Annotated in this window: 19 protein-coding genes; 12 read left to right on the top strand and 7 right to left on the bottom strand. The window is 60.5% G+C overall.

Going from position 1 to position 19,695, the window contains the following annotated elements:
- Positions 1-32 precede the first annotated feature (32 nt).
- The gene (locus DA915_RS11660) at positions 33-1,505 is read right to left on the bottom strand and encodes a DEAD/DEAH box helicase (protein ID WP_020809411.1); all 1,473 of its coding nucleotides are present in this window, start codon (positions 1,503-1,505) and stop codon (positions 33-35) included.
- Positions 1,506-2,010: 505 nt separating this feature from the next.
- Here DA915_RS11660 and DA915_RS11650 point away from each other — a divergent pair.
- Positions 2,011-5,685 carry a response regulator gene (locus DA915_RS11650; protein ID WP_192886468.1) on the top strand — a complete coding sequence of 1,225 codons (3,675 nt, stop codon included), beginning with the start codon at positions 2,011-2,013 and terminating at the stop codon, positions 5,683-5,685.
- A 31-nt stretch (positions 5,686-5,716) separates the two neighbouring features.
- Here DA915_RS11650 and mnmD read toward each other — a convergent pair whose 3' ends face one another.
- Positions 5,717-6,472, bottom strand: a complete 756-nt coding sequence (gene mnmD / locus DA915_RS11645) for a tRNA (5-methylaminomethyl-2-thiouridine)(34)-methyltransferase MnmD (protein WP_107675873.1) — start codon at positions 6,470-6,472, stop codon at positions 5,717-5,719.
- On the opposite strand from mnmD, the gene DA915_RS11640 reads away from it, so the two are divergent.
- The 9 genes from DA915_RS11640 to DA915_RS11600 all read left to right on the top strand — a co-directional run bounded on the left by DA915_RS11640 (position 6,471) and on the right by DA915_RS11600 (position 12,419).
- Positions 6,471-7,679, top strand: coding sequence for an FAD-binding oxidoreductase (locus tag DA915_RS11640; protein WP_192886467.1), 1,209 nt, complete (start codon positions 6,471-6,473; stop codon positions 7,677-7,679). The two genes, mnmD and DA915_RS11640, sit on opposite strands and share 2 nt — an antisense overlap.
- Positions 7,680-7,775: 96 nt before the next feature.
- Complete coding sequence (locus DA915_RS11635; protein ID WP_080866361.1) at positions 7,776-8,483, top strand: DUF1045 domain-containing protein; 708 nt, start codon at positions 7,776-7,778, stop codon at positions 8,481-8,483.
- A 203-nt stretch (positions 8,484-8,686) separates the two neighbouring features.
- Positions 8,687-9,610, top strand: coding sequence for an allantoinase PuuE (puuE, locus tag DA915_RS11630; RefSeq protein ID WP_107675872.1), 924 nt, complete (start codon positions 8,687-8,689; stop codon positions 9,608-9,610).
- Positions 9,610-10,107: a 2-oxo-4-hydroxy-4-carboxy-5-ureidoimidazoline decarboxylase gene (uraD, locus tag DA915_RS11625; protein ID WP_107675871.1), complete on the top strand. Its 498-nt coding sequence runs from the start codon at positions 9,610-9,612 to the stop codon at positions 10,105-10,107. The genes puuE and uraD overlap by 1 nt, the downstream gene beginning before the upstream one ends.
- Before the next feature lie 53 nt (positions 10,108-10,160).
- Entirely contained in the window at positions 10,161-10,454 is a 294-nt protein-coding gene (locus DA915_RS11620) for a nucleotidyltransferase family protein (RefSeq protein ID WP_099086215.1), read from the top strand.
- Positions 10,451-10,813, top strand: a complete 363-nt coding sequence (locus DA915_RS11615; protein WP_099085988.1) for a DUF86 domain-containing protein — start codon at positions 10,451-10,453, stop codon at positions 10,811-10,813. Before DA915_RS11620 ends, DA915_RS11615 begins: the two co-directional genes overlap by 4 nt.
- A gap of 3 nt (positions 10,814-10,816) precedes the next feature.
- The gene (locus tag DA915_RS11610) at positions 10,817-11,317 is read left to right on the top strand and encodes an ureidoglycolate lyase (protein WP_107675870.1); all 501 of its coding nucleotides are present in this window, start codon (positions 10,817-10,819) and stop codon (positions 11,315-11,317) included.
- Complete coding sequence (gene uraH, locus DA915_RS11605; protein WP_107675869.1) at positions 11,314-11,670, top strand: hydroxyisourate hydrolase; 357 nt, start codon at positions 11,314-11,316, stop codon at positions 11,668-11,670. The genes DA915_RS11610 and uraH overlap by 4 nt, the downstream gene beginning before the upstream one ends.
- A gap of 5 nt (positions 11,671-11,675) precedes the next feature.
- Positions 11,676-12,419 carry a metallophosphoesterase gene (locus tag DA915_RS11600; RefSeq protein WP_107675868.1) on the top strand — a complete coding sequence of 248 codons (744 nt, stop codon included), beginning with the start codon at positions 11,676-11,678 and terminating at the stop codon, positions 12,417-12,419.
- Positions 12,420-12,422: 3 nt separating this feature from the next.
- Here the strand turns inward: DA915_RS11600 and DA915_RS11595 are convergent, their stop codons facing one another.
- Positions 12,423-13,691: a D-alanyl-D-alanine carboxypeptidase gene (locus tag DA915_RS11595; RefSeq protein WP_192886476.1), complete on the bottom strand. Its 1,269-nt coding sequence runs from the start codon at positions 13,689-13,691 to the stop codon at positions 12,423-12,425.
- A 190-nt stretch (positions 13,692-13,881) separates the two neighbouring features.
- On the opposite strand from DA915_RS11595, the gene DA915_RS11590 reads away from it, so the two are divergent.
- The gene (locus DA915_RS11590) at positions 13,882-14,466 is read left to right on the top strand and encodes a TetR/AcrR family transcriptional regulator (RefSeq protein WP_107675866.1); all 585 of its coding nucleotides are present in this window, start codon (positions 13,882-13,884) and stop codon (positions 14,464-14,466) included.
- Positions 14,463-14,807: a multidrug efflux SMR transporter gene (locus DA915_RS11585; protein ID WP_003509523.1), complete on the top strand. Its 345-nt coding sequence runs from the start codon at positions 14,463-14,465 to the stop codon at positions 14,805-14,807. Before DA915_RS11590 ends, DA915_RS11585 begins: the two co-directional genes overlap by 4 nt.
- A gap of 193 nt (positions 14,808-15,000) precedes the next feature.
- On the opposite strand, the gene DA915_RS11580 is transcribed toward DA915_RS11585, so the two are convergent.
- The 4 genes from DA915_RS11580 to puuD all read right to left on the bottom strand — a co-directional run bounded on the left by DA915_RS11580 (position 15,001) and on the right by puuD (position 19,608).
- Positions 15,001-16,134: an alpha-hydroxy acid oxidase gene (locus tag DA915_RS11580; protein WP_162687087.1), complete on the bottom strand. Its 1,134-nt coding sequence runs from the start codon at positions 16,132-16,134 to the stop codon at positions 15,001-15,003.
- 79 nt (positions 16,135-16,213) lie between these two features.
- Positions 16,214-16,933, bottom strand: coding sequence for a sulfite exporter TauE/SafE family protein (locus DA915_RS11575; RefSeq protein WP_107675933.1), 720 nt, complete (start codon positions 16,931-16,933; stop codon positions 16,214-16,216).
- A 105-nt stretch (positions 16,934-17,038) separates the two neighbouring features.
- Positions 17,039-18,349: a guanine deaminase gene (gene guaD, locus DA915_RS11570; protein ID WP_107675864.1), complete on the bottom strand. Its 1,311-nt coding sequence runs from the start codon at positions 18,347-18,349 to the stop codon at positions 17,039-17,041.
- On the bottom strand, positions 18,346-19,608 hold the full coding sequence (gene puuD, locus DA915_RS11565) for a urate hydroxylase PuuD (protein WP_107675863.1): 1,263 nt from the start codon (positions 19,606-19,608) through the stop codon (positions 18,346-18,348). Before puuD ends, guaD begins: the two co-directional genes overlap by 4 nt.
- Between the last annotated feature and the right edge of the window lie 87 nt (positions 19,609-19,695).

The raw sequence follows: 19,695 nt of genomic DNA, 5'->3' as shown, positions 1-19,695 counted from the left end.
GGGCGAAAGCCCGGCTTAACGATTAACGTCTCTTAGCGGTTGCGGCCGCGATTGCCGTTGCCGGAAGCGCGCTTTTCCTGGCCGTTGCCGCCGGCAGGGGCGTGGCGGTTGGCGCCGCTGCCGCCGGGCTTGCGGGCCGGGCGGCGTTGTTTGCGCGGGCCGGCCGGGCGGCCTGCATCGCCTTCCGCCGTCTTGACGCGCTTGAAGTCGGAGGTGACTTCCAGATCGTTGTCGGCATCGCGCGGTGCATGGTGGCGCGACGGGCGGGATTCGCCATTGTGACGTCCGCCTTCACGCGGGCCGCGCTGCTGGCCACCATTGTTGTTGCGGCCGCCGCGGTTGTTGTTGGGGCGCGTCGGGCTGGCGAGACCGGCCGGACGTTCGCCGGATGCGACCGGAATATCGATCTTCATCAGCTTTTCGATGTCATGCAGCAGACGGGTTTCGTCCGGTGCGCAAAATGCGATGGCGATGCCGTCGCGGCCGGCGCGGGCGGTACGGCCGATGCGGTGGACATAGGCGTCAGGCACTTCCGGCAGGTCATAGTTGAAGACATGCGTCACGGCCGGAATGTCGATGCCGCGGGCAGCGACGTCGGTTGCGACCAGTACCTTGATCTCACCATCCTTGAAGCCCTTCAGTGCCCGCTCGCGCTGGCCCTGGCTCTTGTTGCCGTGGATGGAGGCGACCTTGAAGCCGATATGTTCGAGATGCTTGTAGAGCTTCTCGGCGCCGTGCTTTGTGCGCAGGAACACGATGGCGCGGCCATCAGGGTTCTCGTTGAGCGACTTCTTCAGGAGATCGGTCTTGTCGTTCTTGCCGGCGACGAAATGCACGTACTGCTCGACCTTGTCGGCAGCCTTGCCCGGAGGCGTCACTTCGACCTTGACCGGATCGGTCAGGTAGTTATGCGACAGATCGGCGATCGCCTTCGGCATGGTGGCCGAGAACAGAAGCGTCTGGCGCTTGGCCGGGACCATCTTGGAAATCTTGCGCAGGTCGTGGATGAAGCCGAGATCGAGCATCTGGTCCGCTTCATCAAGCACCAGATAGGTGACCTTGGAGAGCGAGATGGCGTTGCGGGCGATGAGATCAAGCAGGCGGCCGGGGGTCGCCACCAGAATATCCGTGCCCTTTTCGAGCTGGAGCTGCTGCTTGTTGATCGATGCGCCGCCGACCACCTGGTTGATGCGCAGCGGCGTCTTCTTCACGAAGGAGCGCAGGTTTTCACCGATCTGGTTCACCAGCTCGCGCGTCGGGGCGAGGATGAGGGTGCGGCAGGTGCGGTTTGCCGGGCGGTCCGCCTGCTTCATCAGCATTTCGATGATGGGCAGGCCGAAAGCGGCGGTCTTGCCGGTGCCGGTCTGTGCGAGGCCGATCAGGTCGCGGCCTTCGAGCAGCAGCGGAATGGCCTTTGCCTGAATGGGAGTAGGGGTCGTATAGCCAAGCTGGGTAACGCTGGCCACGATCTTTTCGGAGAGGCCGAGTTCGCTAAAACTGGTCAATATAATGCCTTTCGGGGCGCCAAAACAAACTCATCCGGAGCAGGGCTGCTGTCCGGTGGTCTCGGCGTCAAGAACCCCGCGTGAATTGGGAACTTGTGGGTTGGAATAACTTTCTGCGCATCAGTGCGGCACATGCCGTCTTCTGTATTCTTTGCGCTTTTCCTTCATGCGGGCCAGATTCCTTTTTTAAGGAAGTTTTTCTGGTCATACGCTGCAGCTCACGCGGCTGCCAAAGGTGAAAGCTTGAGGGGCATGTGGGCGTTTTGTGCGTCAAAGTCAAGCAATAGTTTTGTAACACGGCCGCAGGAGGGCGCATGGCAGCCATGCATCTCGGTGGCCGGCGAATACCGTGACGGCACAGGCGCAGGCGAAGAATTATGGTTAAAAAAGGGTAACGGCACCGTCGGATACATAGCAAAGATCGATTTTCTCACATAACGTTTTTGCGACGGCGTCCAGAACTATTTGATTCGACAAGAATGGACTGCAGGGTGTGGAGTATCGATTGACCGAAGGCTGCGGGTTGCTGGAAAAGGCTTGCAGGGCCGTGGCCGCCCTGGACCTGCCCGCGTGCATCAAGGACAGCGAGCTGCGCTATGTCGCGGTCAACGCCGCCTATGGCCGGGTCATGGGACGCCCGACCGGGGCATTCAAAGGATACACCAGCCTTTCCCTTTCCGCCGATATTCGCGATGCCGAGCGGGAGGACAGGGAGCGCCGCTCGCTGGTCTTCGCCACGGATGAGATGATCGCCTGCCATGGCGCGGATTCGTCCGGGCCATATACGCTTCGTTGCGAACGTTTCACCGGTGACGATGGCAATCTGTTCCTGTTCGAAGTGTTCGAGGACATGCCGTCCGCCGTCGTGGAGATTTTTCCTGACGCCGGCAGCGCTTCGGACCTGCTGTTTGACAGCGGCGTGATCGATCTCGTTGATGCGGGTATCGTCATTTATGACCGCGAAAACCGGCTGGTCTACTGCAACGCCCGGTTCAGGGAGTTCTACAGCGCCCTCGGTGTCGAACTGAAGGCCGGCGTCCCGCTCGAGACGCTGATGAGGGCCATTTATTTTTCGAGCGGCTACCGCGATGCGAAAGAAGACGATCCGGCATTCGAAGGGTGGATGCAGGAGCAGTTGCGGGAGTTTTCCCTGCCATATCTCGAAAGGGTGGAGCAGTTTGCCGATGGCCGCTGGGTGCGCATGGTCAACAAGCGGCTGGAAAACGGCATGCTGGTGGGGCTGCGGGTGGATGTCACCGAGTTCAAGGCGCATGAGACGCTTCTGAGCACGCAGATCCGCGAGACCTGGCTTCTGCGCGCCGCACTGGAGCAATTGCCGGTCGGCGTGTTCCTGAGGGATCAGGACAGGCGGCTGACCTTTGCCAATGCGGCCTATGAGAAATATCTGGGCGGCAGCCTCGCCGACCATATCGGCAAGACCGAATGCGAGATGTTTCCGGAGGAAGGCCTGCAGTTCCAGCGGGAAAACGAGCATATTCTGCGAACCGGAGAGGCCGTTGAAAAGACGGGAAGCGTTCCGCTTTCGGATGGCAGGGTCGTTCCCGTCATCACAAGGCTCGGCCGGGTGGCGACGCCTGACGATGAATATTATCTGGTGGGCTCGGTCACCGATGCCAGCCTGTTGCAGGACCGGGAAAAGGCGCTGATCGCGGCGCAGGCCGAGGCTGAGGCGCTGCACCGCCAGCTCGAAGCGGTTCTCCATGCCCTGCCGGTGGGCGTGCTGCTGCTCAGCGCCGATCTCGTCATCGAATATGTCAATCCGTTCTTCTATGAGGTCTGGGGCGAGATCGGCGGCGAGAAGTCGCTGGTCGGCAAAAGTTATCGCGAATTCATGGAGATGAATTTCGACAGCGGCCTTTATGACTATGGCGACAGACCTTTCGATGAGGTCTATGGCGAGCGGGTGCAGCGGCTTCTGCAGGAGGAGGTCTTTGCGCCACGTGAGGTGCGCAGCAAAAGCGGCAAGGTCACAGTCATTTCGAAAACCCGGCTCGAAGGCGGGAAAATCCTCAGCACCTATGCCGATGTCACCGATGTGCGCATGCGCGATGTTGAGATCAGCAAGGCAAAGGCCGAACTGGAGCGGGTCGGCGAATATATGCAGGGCGCCACGCGCGCCATGGCGCAGGGGCTGGTGCTGGTCGAGCAGGGCACGATCATCATGTCCAACGAGGCGATGGCGCGCATGTTCGACGTGCCGCCGCATCTCCTGGAAAAGGGCTGCAACTGGTCGGGTTTCTTCGCCCATTGCGCCGGGCGCGGGGATTTCGGCACGGCTGACGAAGCGGCCGGGACGCTTGCCGCCTGGAGGGAGAATATCGCCGCCAACCGGCCGTTTTCCTGGCTGATCCATGTCGCCGGCAAAAGCTGGCTCAATCTGGAAGCCACCAACAGTTCCGGCAATTACTGGCTCATCATCGTCACCGATGTGACCGAGATGAAGCTGCGTGAAGAGGAGTTGCAGCGGCTGCTGTCGCGCGCGGAGGCGGCCGATCGGGCCAAATCGGAATTCCTGGCCAATATGAGCCATGAAATCCGCACGCCGATGAATGGCGTTCTCGGCATGGCGGAGCTTCTGGCCAAGTCCAATCTCGATACGCGGCAGAAGACTTTTACCGATATCATCGTCAAGTCAGGCAACGCGCTTCTGACGATCATCAACGATATTCTCGATTTCTCGAAGATCGAGGCCGGGCAGATGAGGCTGCGCAGCGTGCCTTTCGATCCGGCTGAGGCGGTCGAGGATGTGGTGTCCCTCCTGTCCTCGGCGGCGCTGGAAAAGGACATCGAGCTGATCGTCCGTATCGATGCTTCGGTTTTCGGCAAGGTCATCGGCGATGCCGGGCGCTTTCGCCAGATCGTGACCAATATCGTTGGAAACGCCGTCAAGTTTACGGAAACGGGGCATGTGCTGGTCGAGCTTTCGGCGCGGTCGGCGGAAGCGTCCGAGGCCATCCTGTCGCTGCGCGTCGAAGACAGCGGCATTGGCATTCCGGCCGACAAGCTCGAAACCATCTTCGACAAGTTCAGCCAGGTCGATGGCTCCGCGACGCGCCGGCACGAGGGAACGGGGCTGGGCCTGGCGATCACGGTCGGCCTCGTCGGTCTGTTTGATGGCGCGATCAATGTCGTCAGCGGCGTCGGCAAGGGATCGACCTTCGAGGTCAATATTCCGTTTCAGGTGATCGAGAGACAGCGCGAGCTTCCGCTTCTTTCCGTGGCGATCGACGATATCCGTGTGCTCGTGATCGACGATAACGATGTCAATCGCCGCATATTGACGGAGCAGCTGAGAAGCTGGGGCGTAGACGGCCATGCGGTGGAAGACGGGCCTTCCGGCATCGCCGTGCTGCAGGAGGCAGCCTCGCTCGGATTTTCCCTCGACGCCATCATTCTCGATTATCATATGCCCGTCATGAATGGGCTGGATGTGGTGGAGCGCATCCGGGCGGATGCGCGCTTTGACGACATCGCCATTGTTTTCCTGACCTCCATGGATGTCGTCGGTGACGAGACGCTCTTTACCGATCTCAACGTGCAGGCGCATCTGATGAAGCCGGCGCGGGCGCGGCTCCTGCGCTCCACTCTGTTCGATGTGGTGCGGGATGTGCGGCTGAAACGCGCCCGGCAGGCTCCGTCCCCGCGCGAGGCAGGCCACGGCGAGGGCGCCATCCGGCCGGAAAACGGCGCCGTCGAAAGGAAACAGCGGGCTGATATATCACCGGCGGTGCCGACGCGGCATCGGCCCAGCCTTGTCGATGTGCTGGTGGCCGAGGACAATGACGTCAACCAGATTGTTTTCACCCAGATATTGCAGCAGGCGGGTCTGCGCTTTCTGATCGTCGGTAATGGTAAGAAAGCCGTACAGGCGTGGCAGGAGAATAATCCCGCCATCATCCTGATGGATGTCTCGATGCCGGTCATGAACGGGCATCAGGCGACGCAGGCCATCCGCGCCGCCGAACGGATGGCCGCCGATGGCAGGCATGTGCCGATCATCGGCGTTACCGCCCATACGCAGGAGGCGGATCGAGAACTATGCCTGGAGGCGGGCATGGATGATTATCTGTCGAAGCCCATCAGCCCGGAAACGCTTGAAGACAAGATCGCGCAATGGCTGGGCGAAAACATGCCGCGCCGCGACGCGCCGGGCGTCTGAGTTTCCAACTGGAACATGGTTCTGCCTGGCGTCAGTCGGAGGGTTTGGTGCCGCAGAGCATCTCGCGCTTCCCGGCAAATCCTTTCCGGCGTTCCAGCTCAAAACCGGCCGCGATGAGGTTGCGGCGAACGAAGCCGGCGGCGGCATAGGTGGCGAATGTGCCTCCCGGCGCCGTCTTAGCGAAAAGCGCCTGCATGATCTCCAGCGACCACATGTCCGGATTGCGCGCGGGCGCGAAACCATCGAGAAACCAGGCGTCGAAACTTTCCGCGCTGCCGGAAATGCCGGCGAGCGCCTCGCCGCAGACCACCGTCAGCTGCGTTTCCTCATCCAGCTGGATTTCGACCCGGCCTTTCGGCTCGGCAGGCCAGAGCGCGGTGAGCGCCTTGCGTTCGGCATCCACTTCCGGCCAGCGGGAAAGCGCCCGGTCGATTTCCTCCGCCTTCATCGGGTAGAGTTCGAAGGAGATGAAATGCAGCCTGGAGCGGCCGTTGCGGGCCTCTTTCCATTGGCGCCATGTCTCGCAGAGGTTAAGCCCGGTGCCGAAGCCGAGTTCGCCGATGCGGAAGACACCCTCCCGTTCGAGCCAGCGCTTCGGCAGGCCGTTTCCGGACAGGAAGACATGGCCGCATTCCAGCCTGCCGTCCGTCTGGCAATAAAAATGGTCGTCAAAGGCCAGTGAATAGGGCATATCCCCGTCACGCCAGTCGAGCGCGGTGGGGGTTTCTCCGGTTGCTGCGCCGGTTTCTGGGCCAGTATCTGTGAAAGTGTCGTTGGAATGTTTCATGGCTAAAGCCGATAATCCCGGTTTCGAACAGGGTCAATCGCCAAGATTGCCGGCTTCCATGCCGCTCCTCATCATCGGCGGCGGTATTATGGGGCTGTGGGCCGCCGTCAAGGCGGAAAGGCTCGGCATCGAGACGTTGCTGGTGGAGGCGGATCGCCCCGGCGGCGGCGCCAGCGGCGGGCTGCTGGGCGCGTTGATGCCGCATATGCCGGATCGCTGGTCGGACAAGAAGCAGTTCCAGTTCGATGCCCTCGTTGCGCTGGACAAAGAGATCGCCGGGCTGGAAGCGGAGACCGGGCTTTCGGCCGGCTACCGCCGCTCAGGCCGGATCATTCCACTGCCGAAGCCGCATCTGCGCGCCATTGCCGAGCGGCATGAACTGGATGCGCTGGAGAACTGGGTGTCGGGTGAGCGCCGGTTCCATTGGCATGTCGGCGACAGCCCTTCGGTTGCGGGCTGGGTGGATGACGCGGCGGGTGAGGCGGGTTTCGTGTTCGATACGCTGGCGGCGCGGGTCTCGCCGCGTGCGATGATCGCCCTTCTTTCGGCTTTTCTTGGCAAGACGCGGCATGTGCGGCTGGCGCAGGGTTGCCGCGTCCTTTCGCTTGACGCTGAAGCCGGGCGGGCGGTGCTGTCGTCGGGTGACGAGGTTGCTTTCGGCCATGTCATCGTTGCCAACGGACATGATTCTTTCCCCTTGATCCGCGATGCTCTCGGTCTGGAGGCGGGCGTTACGCTCGGGCAGGCGGTGAAGGGACAGGCAGCGCTTCTCGACGCGGCGGCCGACCCGGCGATGCCGGTCGTGTTTCTGAACGGTCTTTATATCGTGCCGCATGAAGACGGCACCGTTGCGATCGGCAGTACCAGCGAAGATTGTTTTTCCGATCCCTTAAGTACCGATGAAAAGCTCGAAAAACTGCTTGCCGACGCGTCTGCCGTTGTTCCCTCGCTTGCCGACGCGCCGGTGCTGGAACGCTGGGCGGGGCTGCGCCCGAAGGCGGTGGGGAGGGACCCGATGGTGGGGGTGCTCCCCGGCCATCCGAAGCTCGTTGCGCTGACCGGTGGCTTCAAGGTCAGCTTCGGTCTTGCGCATTTTCTTGCCGATGCGGCATTGCAAACCGTGTGCGGTCACACACCTGTCATCCCCTCAGGCTTTCGCCTTCAAGAACACGTGAGTATTGCCGTCGCGGACTTTAGAAAGTTCTGATCAGGCCGCCCACGTCGTTAATCTGTCACGCAAATCACTTATCTGCTGGCCTGCAAAGAGGCCGGTTTGTCCGCATTTGCGGCGAGGTGACAGCGCATGCGATACGCCATTCATTTCACGCCTTCCCCCAATGACCCCCTGACGCAGGCGGCCGCCGCGTGGTTGGGGCGCGATGTCTATTCCGGTCAGGCGGTGGAGCCGCCCGGCACGATCGACCTCGGCATGCAGGAGATTTCCTACCATACGGCCCTGCCGCGCCGGTATGGTTTCCATGGCACGATCAAGGCTCCTTTCCGCCTTGCCGAAGGCCATTCCGAAGCAGCGCTTTTGCGGGACCTGATGTATTTTTCCGGCAGGCAGGATCCTTTCACGTTGCCACAACTGGTGGTGGCAAGGCACGATAATGTCTTCAGTCTTGTTCCCGAGCGTCCCTGCGAAGTGCTGCATTTTTTTGCCGCCCGCGTGGTGCAGGAATTCGACCGCTACCGTGCGCCGCTTTCCGAGGCGGAAATCGAGCGGGCGGATCCGGACCGGCTTTCGGCCTCACAGCTCACCAATCTGCATCGCTGGGGCAGCCCGCATGTGATGGACGAGTTCCGGTTCCAGATGTCGCTGACGGGCGGTGTGGAAGCTTCCAGCAGCCAGAGGATAGAACGGGCCGTGCGCAAGGTTTTCGAGCCGTTGCTGACCCGGTCCCTGCAATTCTCCAGCCTTGCGCTTTTCATCGAGGATGAACCGGGGGCGCCTTTCCGCGTACACTCGCTTCACCCCATGGGCCGCGTTTCCGCCCGCAAGATTGCCTGAAGAGCACATCGCCGCAATCGTATACAAAAAAGCATCGGAATGTCGGCAAGATTGATCTCGACATTCCGGATGCGGATGCTACCGTTCGGATATCGCATATCTGAAGCGTGTGTTGTGCCCTTTCCGGGTCGTCGCGTTTTGGAGGTCTGTTTTATGTCTCCCTAATCGGTTTCCGCTTTGGGAGAGATGTTCTGGGTGGCTGCATGATTTCCGAAAATTACTCCCGCAATCTGGTGGGCTACGGCCGCAATGTTCCCGATCCGAAATGGCCGGGCGGTGCGCGCATCGCCGTGCAGTTCGTCATCAATTACGAGGAGGGCGGCGAGAGCTGCATTCTCGACAATGACAAGGCGTCGGAATCGCTGCTATCGGAAATCGTCGGTGCGCAGCCCTGGCCGGGTCAGCGCAACCTGAACATGGAATCGATCTATGAATATGGCTCGCGCGCCGGCTTCTGGCGGCTGTGGCGCATGTTCACCGGTCTCGGCGTCACCACCACCGTTTATGGCGTGACGGCCGCCATGGCCCGCAACCCCGAAGCCGTTGCGGCGATGAAGGAAGCGGGATGGGAAATCGCCAGCCACGGTTACCGCTGGCTGGAATACAAGGATTTTTCCGAAGAGGAAGAGCGCAAGCATATAGTCGAAGCCGTGCGTCTGCACACGGAGGTTACCGGCGAGCGTCCCTATGGCATGTATCAGGGCAAGCCCTCGGACAACACGCTGCGCCTTGTCATGGAAGAGGGCGGTTTCCTCTATTCGTCGGACTCCTATGCCGACGATCTGCCCTATTGGGTGAAGGGCGCGAAGGACGAGCCTTTCCTGATCATTCCCTATACGCTTGAAACCAACGATATGCGTTTCGCCACGCCGCAGGGCTTCAATTCCGGCGACCAGTTCTTCACCTATCTGAAAGATGCTTTCGACGTGCTTTATCAGGAAGGTATTGAAGGCGCGCCGAAGATGATGAGCGTCGGCCTTCATTGCCGTCTTGTCGGCCGTCCTGGCCGCGCGGCAGCTCTTCGCCGTTTCATCGAATATGTGCTCGGCCACGAGAAAGTGTGGATCCCGCAGCGCATCGAGATCGCCCGTCACTGGCACGAACATCATAAGCCGGAGGCGCTCTGATGGTGACGCGTGAGGAATTTGTCGCCCGCTTCGGCGGCGTGTTTGAACATTCGTCCTTCATCGCCGAACGGGCCTACGATGCCGGCGGAGCGGGCCTGGAACTGACGGCGAAGGCGGTTCATGCTGCGCTTTCTGCGCAGTTTCGCGCCGCTTCCGAGGCGGAAAGGCTCGGCGTGTTGCGGGCGCATCCCGATCTGGCCGGCAAGCTGGCGATCGCGGGCGAGTTGACTGCCGACAGCCGCAACGAACAGGCCGGTGCGGGGCTGGACCGTCTTACCCCGGAAGAACATGCCCGTTTTACCGAATTGAACAGCGCCTATACCGAAAAATTCGGCTTTCCCTTCATCATCGCGGTCAAGGGGCTGAACAGGCAGGATATTCTCTCGGCATTCGAGACACGTGTCGGCAACGGCGAGGCCGAAGAATTTGAGACTGCGACGGCGCAGGTGGAAAAGATCGCCTGGCTGCGTCTTTCCGCGATGCTGCCGGAAGGCTGAATTGGCGAGTTGGGGTCGTTCTGCTAGAATCGCGCTGACTGGAGATGGAGATCATGAGACCTTCCGAGGTGCTGGAAAAGAACAGGGAAGCGATCCGCGAAGCGACGAAGCGCTTCAACGCGGCAAACCCGCGCGTGTTCGGCTCCGTCGCTCGCGGCGAGGACCGGCCGGACAGCGATCTCGACATTCTGGTGGATGCGCTGCCGGGCTCCACATTGCTTAGCCTTGGCGGTTTGCAGGATGAGTTGGAGCAGATGATGCTCGGTACTAAAATCCATCTTCTGACGCCCGGGGATTTTCCCGAACGTGTGAGAGGCAGGGTGCTCTCCGAGGCAAAACCCATATGAGCGGGGACCGCCGGTTGGATCACCTCGCCGATATGGAGCGCGCGGCAACCTCCGCCGTGGGCTTCGTTGCCGGAATGAAGAAGGATGAATTCTTTTCCGATGTGCGAACACAGCATGCAATCGGGATGTGCCTCATTGTCATCGGTGAGGCCGCGGTTCGACTGATTGAAACCGCCCCGGATTTCGTTGTCGAACATTCGGATTTCCCGTGGCATGCAGTGCGTGGATTGCGAAACCGCATTGCACATGGCTACTTTACCCTGGACACGGAAATCATCTGGGAAACCGCAAAAACGACAATCCCCGATCTGCTCGCCAAACTTGAAGCGATGCGCAACTGGCATGCCCAAGGTGAATGACATTTGACTGATCTTCTCGACATAAAACCTCTCACAAAAGAGGCGTTCGCATCCTTCGGCGATGTGATCGAAACAACACCCTCTTCCATGCGGCACATCAATGGCGGCCAGACGGAGCGGCACCATGCGCTTGCAGTACCGGAGGCGGCAGGTGAGGGCGCGCGTGTCATCCTCAATATTTTCCGCGGGCAGCCGCGGGCCTTTCCGCACAAAATTGAAATGATGGAGCGGCATCCGCTCGGCAGTCAGAGTTTTTCGCCGCTTTCTGGTCGGCCCTTCCTCGTGGTCGTTGCCGGTGACGATGGCGGTAGACCCGGCCGGCCGCAGGTGTTTCTGGCGCGGGGCGATCAGGGCGTGAATTACCGCCGCAATGTCTGGCACTATCCGCTGATGCCGTTGCAGGCGGTTTCGGATTTTCTGGTTGCCGACCGCGAGGGGCCGGGCAACAATCTGGAAGAGTATTTTTTCGATGAGCCCTATATGATCGCGGAGCCCAGCCTATGACCGGTTTGACAACCCATGTCCTCGATGCCACCCATGGCACACCCGCCGAAGGGCTGACGATCGAGCTTTACCGGCTCTCCGGTGATCGCCGCGAGAAGCTGAAGACGGTGAAGACCAATAGCGACGGCCGTGTCGATGGCGGGCCGCTGCTTGTCGGCGACAGTTTCAAGGCCGGCGAATATGAACTGGTTTTCCATGCCGGTGATTATCTGCGCGGCAAGGGCATCGCGCTTCCGGAGCCGGCCTTTCTCGATATTATCCCGATCCGTTTCGGTATTGCCGATGAGAGCGGCCATTACCATGTGCCGCTTTTGCTTTCGCCCTATAGCTATTCCACCTATCGAGGAAGCTGATCGCCATGATCTTTGCCGCCATTGCCGATATTCACGGAAACTGCGCCGCACTCGAAGCCGTGCTGGAGGATATCGCCAGGCTTGGCATCAAGGACATCGTCAATCTCGGTGATTGTTTCAGCGGTCCGCTGGAAGCGGGATTTACCGGCGATGTGCTTGTTGGCAACTGGATACCCAGCATTCGCGGCAATCATGATCGTGAGCTGATCGAGCGCGCGCCGGAGGAGATGGGGAGCTGGGAACGACCCGCGCATGCGCAGCTGAGCCCAGCCCATATGGACTGGCTGCAAACGCTGCCGTTCAGCATGGTGTTCAAGGACGTCGCCTATTGCTGCCACGGCTCACCGCGCGGCGATCTGGAATATTGGCTCGAGACGCTTTCGCCGGAAGGCGTTCTGAAATTGCGGCCGCTCGCCGAAATCGAAGCCATGGCTGATGGTATCACCCAGCCGCTGATGCTGTGCGGCCACACGCATATTCCCCGTGCCGTGCAGCTTTCCGATGGCCGGCTGATCGTCAATCCCGGCAGCGTCGGCTGCCCCGGCTGGAAGGACGACGCGCCTTTCGACCATCACGTCGAGGCCGGTCATCCGCTCGCCACCTATGCCGTGCTGGAAGAGACCGGGCGCGGTTGGCAGGTCTATTTCCGGAATATCCGTTACGACAATCTGGCCATGTCCGAAATGGCGCGGGTCAACGGCATTCCCTATCTGGCTGATGCACTGGAGAACGGCTGGCTGAGGCGGTAGGCGTCACCCCTCGCTGGTCATCACCACGCAGGCGTAGGATTGCGCCTTCAGTTCCTTGCAGGCGGATACGGCCGAAGACTGGTCTTCGAAGCCGGTGAAGCGGGCGCGGTAGAGCGTCGCCGATCCGCTCTGCACGGCTTCGGTATAGGGGGCGATCCCGGCATAGCTGCCGATGTTGGAACGGGCATTGGCGAGCAGCGAGCGTGCGGCGGCTTCGCTGTCGGTTGCGGCAATCTGCACTTCCCAGCGGCTTCTCTGGCCCGTGGGCTGGCCAATGGCAGCGGCGGGGGCGGGTTTCGGAATGGCGGAGACCTGGATCATGTCGGCCATCTGGTTGTTGGCCGTGGCGATCTGCATGGCGACCGGGTCGGAGCGGCGTTCGGCGAACATGGGGAGCGGCACGGCTGCGGGCGGCACATCGAAGGTGCGGCTGACACTGGCGCTGGCGACGAGCTGTTCGGTGTTGCGGCTTCTCGATGCCTGTGGCACGGCCTTGTCTAGAAGGGCGGCCATCTGCGCATCGCGACTGCGCGCGGTCTTGCCGCCCAGCACGACGCCGACGACGCGGCGGCCATTGTGATTGATGGCGCTGACGAGGTTGAAGCCTGATGCATTGGTATAACCGGTCTTGATGCCGTCCATGCCCTGATAACGATACATCAGATTGTTGTGGCCACGGATGCGTTTTCCCCGGAAACTGAAGGATTCCATGGCGAAGAGGCCATATTCCTTGGGAAAGTCGCGCTGCAGCGCAAGGCCGAGCTTGGCCATGTCGCGCGCGGTCGTCACCTGCGATTTGCTGGGCAGGCCGGAGGCGTTGCGGAACACCGTCTTCGTCATGCCGCGCTGGCGGGCCTTGCGGGTCATCATCTCGGCGAACCGCGCCTCGGAGCCGCCGAGGTGGTCGCCCATGCCTTCGGCCATGTCATTGGCGGATTTGACGATCATGCCATAAACGGCTTCGCGCACGGTGAAGGTCTTGCCCTGTCGCACATAGAGCTTCGAGGGGATAACGGCTGCACCATTCTTGGACATCGTTATCTTCTGGTCCCAGCGAAGCCGCCCGGCGTGCAGCGCCTCGAAGGTCATGTAAAGCGTCATCATCTTGGTGAGTGATGCCGGGTGGTTCAGCACATCGGCATTTCGGGCGGCCAGAACCTTGCCGGTATTGGCGTCCATGATGAAATGGGCATAGCCGGCCTGCGCAGGCGATGCCTGCAATGAGAGGATCGCGCAAAAGAAGGTGAGTGCGAAAACCCATGCACCCGCCATTCCCCGTTTGACCGTTCCCGACATGATCCACCCCTTTTTGTTCGATCGCCGCGATGGACGAAGTTTTACTGACACTTTCCGGCAACAAAACCGCTAAAACTTTAGAGATCGTTTTCATGCTTAATTAAGTATGAATTTCAACCCGATGGCTGCCCTCACAATTTTCTTGAAAAGAAACCAACCATCCGGTATGTTTATTGTCATGACAAATGCACATGAACGCAAGAAGCAGCCTGAGATCGTGCGCCGCAATCTTCTCGATTGCGCGGCGAAACTTGCTGCTGATCAGGGTGTTGCGGCGCTTTCCGTGCAGGCGGTGGCGGACGCGGCGGGAGTGACCAAAGGTGGGCTGTTCCATCATTTTCCTTCCAAGCAGGCACTGCTGGAAGCTGTCATGGCGGACCTTCTGGCGGCATTGGACGCGGAAATCGATGTGCTCGTCTCACAGGATTGTGAAGCTTATGGATGCTTCACGCGGGCCTATGTGAACGCGGTTTTCGCCGATCGAGACCGGGATTCGGGCAGACAGTGGGCTGCACTATCGGTGTCGATGGTCGGTGAACCGTCGCTCAGGCGCATGTGGACCGGCTGGTTCGAGGGGCGCCTTGCCCGTCATAAAGAAACGGATGACGGGGTGGTACTGGAGATGGTGCGGCTTGCGGCTGATGGCATCTGGTTTGCCGATCTTCTGGCCGATGACGGCAGGGCAGGTGGCGACAGGGCGGCTCTCAAGGCCCGGATGATCGCCCAGACGAAAAGGGAAACGGAACGATGAACGCGGCAATCTTCACCTATGGGGCGCTCGTCGCGGCCATTGTCTGCGAGGTCATCGCCACCTCTTTCCTGCAGCAGTCGCAGCAATTCACCCGGTTGCTGCCGACAGTGCTGATGGCGCTGTTTTACGGTGCGGCCTTTTATCTGCTGTCATTCACGCTGAGGGCGCTGCCGGTCGGTGTGGCCTATGCGATCTGGAGCGGGCTCGGCATCGTGCTGATTTCCGGCATCGGATATTTTGTTTTCCGCCAGACGCTTGATCTCGCCGCCGTGGTCGGCCTCGGCTTCATCATCACCGGCGTGGTGATTGTGAATGTGTTTTCGAAGACGGTGGGGCATTGAGGGTGGTTATTTGCATGTGGGATTGGTGACAGAGGGCGATATACATACTCCGTCACCCCGGACTTGATCCGGGGTCCAGTGCGGTCAAGTCCTTGATCGCGAAAGGCTGATTTCTCACGGCGCAGACGCGCCGTGGCTGGATGCCGGATCAAGTCCGGCATGACGGAAGAGAGACTACCGCCCTCTGTCACCATCACGCCAGAATACTGCGATCCACATCCGTAATCAGCCGCTTGCCGCAAAGCGCCATGCTGACATCCATCTCCTTGCGGATGATCTCGAGCGCTGTCGTCACGCCCTGTTTGCCATCGGCACCGAGGCCATAAAGGAAAGGCCGGCCGATATAGGTGCCCCTGGCGCCGAGCGCGACCGCTTTCAGCACATCCTGACCCGAGCGGATGCCGCCATCAATATGCACCTCGACCTTATCGCCGACGGCGTCGACGATCTTCGGCAGCATCGCGATGGAGGAGTGCGCGCCGTCGAGCTGGCGGCCGCCATGGTTGGAGACGATGATGGCGTCGGCGCCGGTATCGAGAGAGGCGCGCGCATCTTCCTCGTCAAGAATGCCCTTGAGGATCAGCTTGCCGCCCCAGCGCTGCTTGATCCACTCGACATCCTTCCAGGACAGGCGCGGATCGAATTGTTCGGCCGTCCAGGAGGAGAGCGATGACAGGTCGGAGACATTCTTGGCGTGGCCGACGATGTTGCCGAAGCTGCGGCGCTTGGTGCGCAGCATGTCCATGCACCATTTCGGCCGCGTCGCCATCTGCCAGATATGTTTCGGGGTGAATTTCGGCGGGGCGGACAGGCCGTTGCGCAAATCCTTGTGGCGCTGGCCAAGTACTTGCAGGTCGAGGGTCAACACCAGCGCCGAGCATCCGGCGGCCTTGGCGCGGTCGATCAGATTGTTGACGAAATCCCGGTCTTTCATCACGTAAAGCTGGAACCAGAACGGTTTCGAGGTGACGGAGGCGACATCCTCGATGGAGCAGATGCTCATGGTGGAGAGCGTGAAGGGCACGCCGAACTCCTCCGCAGCCTTGGCGGCCAGCATTTCACCATCGGCATGCTGCATGCCGGTGAGGCCGGTGGGGGAGAGCGCTACCGGCATGGACACCTTCTGGCCGACCATTTCGGTTGCCAGCGACCGGTCGGTCATATCAACCAGCACGCGCTGGCGCAGCTTTATCTTCGAAAAATCATCCTCATTGGCGCGGTAGGTGCCTTCCGTCCAAGCGCCGCTATCGGCGTAGTCGAAAAACATTTTTGGCACACGGCGCTGAGCCTGTTGCTTCAGGTCCGCTATGGTCAGGATTTTGCCCATGGATAAAGCCTTCACATTTGAATGATGGCTTCACATAACATGAATGGGATGGCTGCAACATCAAAATCGACGGAGTTGATCACCAGAAAGCCCGCAAAAACAGTTCGGCTCCCAATAAAAGCAGGCAGATGAGGAACCAGCGCCGGAATGTCGCAGGGCTGACGATGTTGCGGATCTTCTGGCCGAGCCACATGCCGAGAAGCGCCGGCAGGATGGCGAGCGCGGACAGTGACAGATGCTCGACGTGGAAGGCGCCCTGCGAGGCGAGGCCTGTGGCGAGTGCGACGGTGGAAACAGTGAAGGAAAGGCCGAGCGCCTGCACGAGATCGTCGCGGCTGAAGCCGAGCGACTGGATATAGGGCACGGCGGGAACAACAAAAATGCCGGTGCCGCCGGTCAGCAGGCCTGTCGCCAGTCCAATGGTCGGGGAGAGCTTCGGCTCTAGCCTCGCAGAAATGGCAAAGGGCTTTGCGAAGAGGCTGTAGGCCGCGTACGCCGCAAGGCACAGGCCGAGCGCCGAGGTGGCCCACATGCCGGTGCCTGCCGTCATCAGCCGGATACCGATCAGCGTGCCGGCGGCGATGGCGATCATCATCGGCCACAGCCGCGCCACGATAGCCCTGAAGTCCGGGCCGGCCAGCAATTGCCAGATATTGGTGATGAAGGAGGGCAGGATGAGCAGGCCCGCTGCGACCACCGGCGGCATGAAGAGGCCGAGTACGCCCATGGCCACGGTCGGCAGCCCCATGCCGGTCACGCCCTTGACGATACCAGCGACAATGAATGTCGCGAAAACCATGATCATGGTGGTTGTCTCAAAATCCGGCACGGCGCACTCCAGAAGTCATTCGCATTTTGGCCGGTATAAAGGAGGCTGAGGCCGAATGTTTCGGCCTCAGCCGAACTATGCAAGCGTGCTTTTCATCGCCTTGCCGGCCACATAGGTCTCGACGACGGTGCGGTCGTCGCCCATGGTCAGCATCAGGAACAGTTCTTCGGTCAGGCTTTTCACCACTTCCATCTTCAGCGCCATGGCGGGGGTTGATGAGGCGTTGAGCACCGTGATGTCGGCATCTGTGCCGGTTTCCAGCGTGCCGATGCGGTCGACCATGGAAAGCGCCTCGGCATTGCCGCGCGTCATCAAATACCAGCTTTCCAGCGGGTTCAGACGCTCGCCCAGCAATTGCTGGATCTTGTAGGCCTCATCCATGGTGCGCAGCATGGAATAGCTCGATCCGCCACCGATATCGGTCGCAACCGCGATCCGCACCGGCTTTTCGCGACGCTGCAGCTTTTTCATCGGGAAGAGGCCGGAGCCGATGAACAGGTTCGAGGTGGGGCAATGCACGGCCACCGCGCCGGTTTCCGACAGCACATCCGCCTCGCGCTCGGAAAGGTGGATGGCGTGGCCGAGCAGGGTCTTGTTGCCCATCAGGCCGTAGCGCATGTAGATGTCTGTGTAATCGGTCGCTTCCGGGTAGAGCTCGCAGGTATATTTGATCTCGTCCAGATTTTCCGAGAGATGCGTCTGGATGAAGAGATAGGGAAATTCCTGTGCCAGCGCCTGTGCGGCTTCCATCTGCTTCGGGGTAGAGGTGATGGCGAAGCGGGGCGTGATGGCGACGTGGTTGCGGCCCTTGCCGTGCCAGTCGGCGATGACAGCCCGCGTCTCGTCGTAGGAGGTCTCCGGCGTGTCGAGCAGGCCCTGCGGGGCGTTGCGGTCCATCATTACCTTACCGCCCACCATCAGCATGTCGCGCTTCATGGCTTCCGCAAAGAAGGCGTCGGCGGAGGTCTTGTGCACAGAGCAATAGGCGGCGGCCGTGGTGGTGCCGTGGCGCAGAAGCTCGTCGTAAAAATGCGTGGCAATGCGCTGGGCATGCGCGCTTTCTACGAAGCGGCATTCTTCCGGGAAAGTATAAGTGTTCAGCCATTCCAGCAGATTGGCGGCATAGGAGCCGATGACCTGCATCTGCGGGAAATGCAGGTGCATGTCGATGAGGCCGGGCACGAGGAGATGCGGCCGGTGGTCCTTTTCCTCGATATCTTCGGGGGCTTTCTTGTGGATATCCGCGTATTCGCCGATGGCGGCGATCTTGCCATCCTCGATCAGCAGGCCGCCATCTTCGATATAGAGATAGCTTTGCGTATCGTCGATCGAAAGCGGCGCGCGGCGGAAGCTCAGCAGGCGGCCACGCAGCAGAACCATGCTCATTCAGTCTTTCCTTCGGCTTTTCCTGTCCCGGACACCGCGCTTTCATACCAGGCGGTCAGCACCTTGCGCTCATCCGGGGTGATGGCGGTGATGTTGCCGGGAGGCATGGCATGGCTCCGCCCGGCTTGCAAATAGATTTCACGCGCGTGGGCGGCGATCTGTTCGTCGGTTTCGAGCTTCACGGATTTGGGTGTGAAGGGCACGCCTTCCCACACCGGCTCGGCCGCATGGCACATGGAACAGCGGCCCTGAACCACATCACGCGCCTTGGCGAAATGGGCGTCGGCGACGAATTGCTGCTGCATCGGCGAAAGCGTGGCGGCCTTCTGTTCCTCCTCGCCGGTCAGCACCTTCGGCACGGTGGAAAGCCACATGATGACGATGAAGATGAGGGCGGTCGCAAGCCAGGTCCATGTCGGCTTGCCCTTGCGGGCATGGGTGGTGTTGAACCAGTGGCGGATGGTGACGCCCATCAGGAAGACGAGTGCCGCGATGATCCAGTTGAACTGCGTGGCAAAAGCCAGCGGATAATGGTTCGACAACATGAAGAAGATGACGGGCAGCGTCAGGTAGTTGTTGTGCAGCGAGCGCTGTTTGGCGATGCGACCGTATTTCGGGTCCGGCGTGCGCCCGGCGATCAGGTCGGCCACGACGATCTTCTGGTTGGGAATGATGATGAAGAACACATTCGCCGACATGATGGTGGCGGTAAATGCGCCGAGATGCAGGAAGGCGGCGCGGCCGGTGAAGACCTGTGTGTAGCCCCAGGCCATCGCCACCAGCGCGACATAGAGCACGATCATCAGGCCCCAGGTATTGTTGCCGAGCGGAGATTTGCACAGGAAATCGTAAAACAGCCAGCCGATGGCAAGCGAGGCAAGCGACAGACAGATGGCCTGGAACTGGGTGAGCGCCAGCACCGAATGGTCGATGAGGAACAGGTCGGCGCCGCCGTAATAAACGATGCAGAGCATGGCGAAGCCGGAAAGCCAGGTGGCGTAGCTTTCCCATTTGAACCACGTCAGGTGCTCGGGCATCTGGGCGGGGGCGACCAGATATTTCTGGATGTGATAAAAACCGCCGCCATGTACCTGCCATTCCTCGCCATAGGCCCCCGGCGGCAGATGCGGCCGTTTGACCAGCCCGAGATCGAGCGCGATGAAATAAAAGGATGAGCCGATCCAGGCGATGGCGGTGATGACGTGGAGCCAGCGGACGGCAAAAGCCATCCATTCCCACGCAATGGCGTATTCGTACATTCGGTTCCCCTGATCCTTGTGCAGCGCACCTTGCGAGAAATTTGACCGTTAGGAAAGTGAAAAGCAAAGGTTGGAACATGATTGTTC

Origin of the sequence: Agrobacterium sp. LAD9 (assembly GCF_003031125.1) — a bacterium.
GTDB classification, from domain to species: Bacteria; Pseudomonadota; Alphaproteobacteria; order Rhizobiales; family Rhizobiaceae; genus Agrobacterium; species Agrobacterium radiobacter.
Note: the sequence above shows the minus strand (reverse complement) of the source record. Positions and strands in the feature narration are given on the sequence as shown.

Excerpts from the sequence above, each read along its gene's own strand:
- DA915_RS11640 (WP_192886467.1), top strand. The coding sequence starts at position 6,471 with ATGGCTAAAGCCGATAATCCCGGTTTCGAACAGGGTCAATCGCCAAGA.
- mnmD (WP_107675873.1), bottom strand. The coding sequence starts at position 6,472 with ATGAAACATTCCAACGACACTTTCACAGATACTGGCCCAGAAACCGGC.
- DA915_RS11635 (WP_080866361.1), top strand. The coding sequence starts at position 7,776 with ATGCGATACGCCATTCATTTCACGCCTTCCCCCAATGACCCCCTGACG.
- puuE (WP_107675872.1), top strand. The coding sequence starts at position 8,687 with ATGATTTCCGAAAATTACTCCCGCAATCTGGTGGGCTACGGCCGCAAT.
- uraD (WP_107675871.1), top strand. The coding sequence starts at position 9,610 with ATGGTGACGCGTGAGGAATTTGTCGCCCGCTTCGGCGGCGTGTTTGAA.
- DA915_RS11620 (WP_099086215.1), top strand. The coding sequence starts at position 10,161 with ATGAGACCTTCCGAGGTGCTGGAAAAGAACAGGGAAGCGATCCGCGAA.
- DA915_RS11615 (WP_099085988.1), top strand. The coding sequence starts at position 10,451 with ATGAGCGGGGACCGCCGGTTGGATCACCTCGCCGATATGGAGCGCGCG.
- uraH (WP_107675869.1), top strand. The coding sequence starts at position 11,314 with ATGACCGGTTTGACAACCCATGTCCTCGATGCCACCCATGGCACACCC.
- DA915_RS11600 (WP_107675868.1), top strand. The coding sequence starts at position 11,676 with ATGATCTTTGCCGCCATTGCCGATATTCACGGAAACTGCGCCGCACTC.
- DA915_RS11595 (WP_192886476.1), bottom strand. The coding sequence starts at position 13,691 with ATGGCGGGTGCATGGGTTTTCGCACTCACCTTCTTTTGCGCGATCCTC.
- DA915_RS11590 (WP_107675866.1), top strand. The coding sequence starts at position 13,882 with ATGTTTATTGTCATGACAAATGCACATGAACGCAAGAAGCAGCCTGAG.
- DA915_RS11585 (WP_003509523.1), top strand. The coding sequence starts at position 14,463 with ATGAACGCGGCAATCTTCACCTATGGGGCGCTCGTCGCGGCCATTGTC.
- DA915_RS11580 (WP_162687087.1), bottom strand. The coding sequence starts at position 16,134 with ATGGGCAAAATCCTGACCATAGCGGACCTGAAGCAACAGGCTCAGCGC.
- DA915_RS11575 (WP_107675933.1), bottom strand. The coding sequence starts at position 16,933 with ATGGTTTTCGCGACATTCATTGTCGCTGGTATCGTCAAGGGCGTGACC.
- guaD (WP_107675864.1), bottom strand. The coding sequence starts at position 18,349 with ATGAGCATGGTTCTGCTGCGTGGCCGCCTGCTGAGCTTCCGCCGCGCG.
- puuD (WP_107675863.1), bottom strand. The coding sequence starts at position 19,608 with ATGTACGAATACGCCATTGCGTGGGAATGGATGGCTTTTGCCGTCCGC.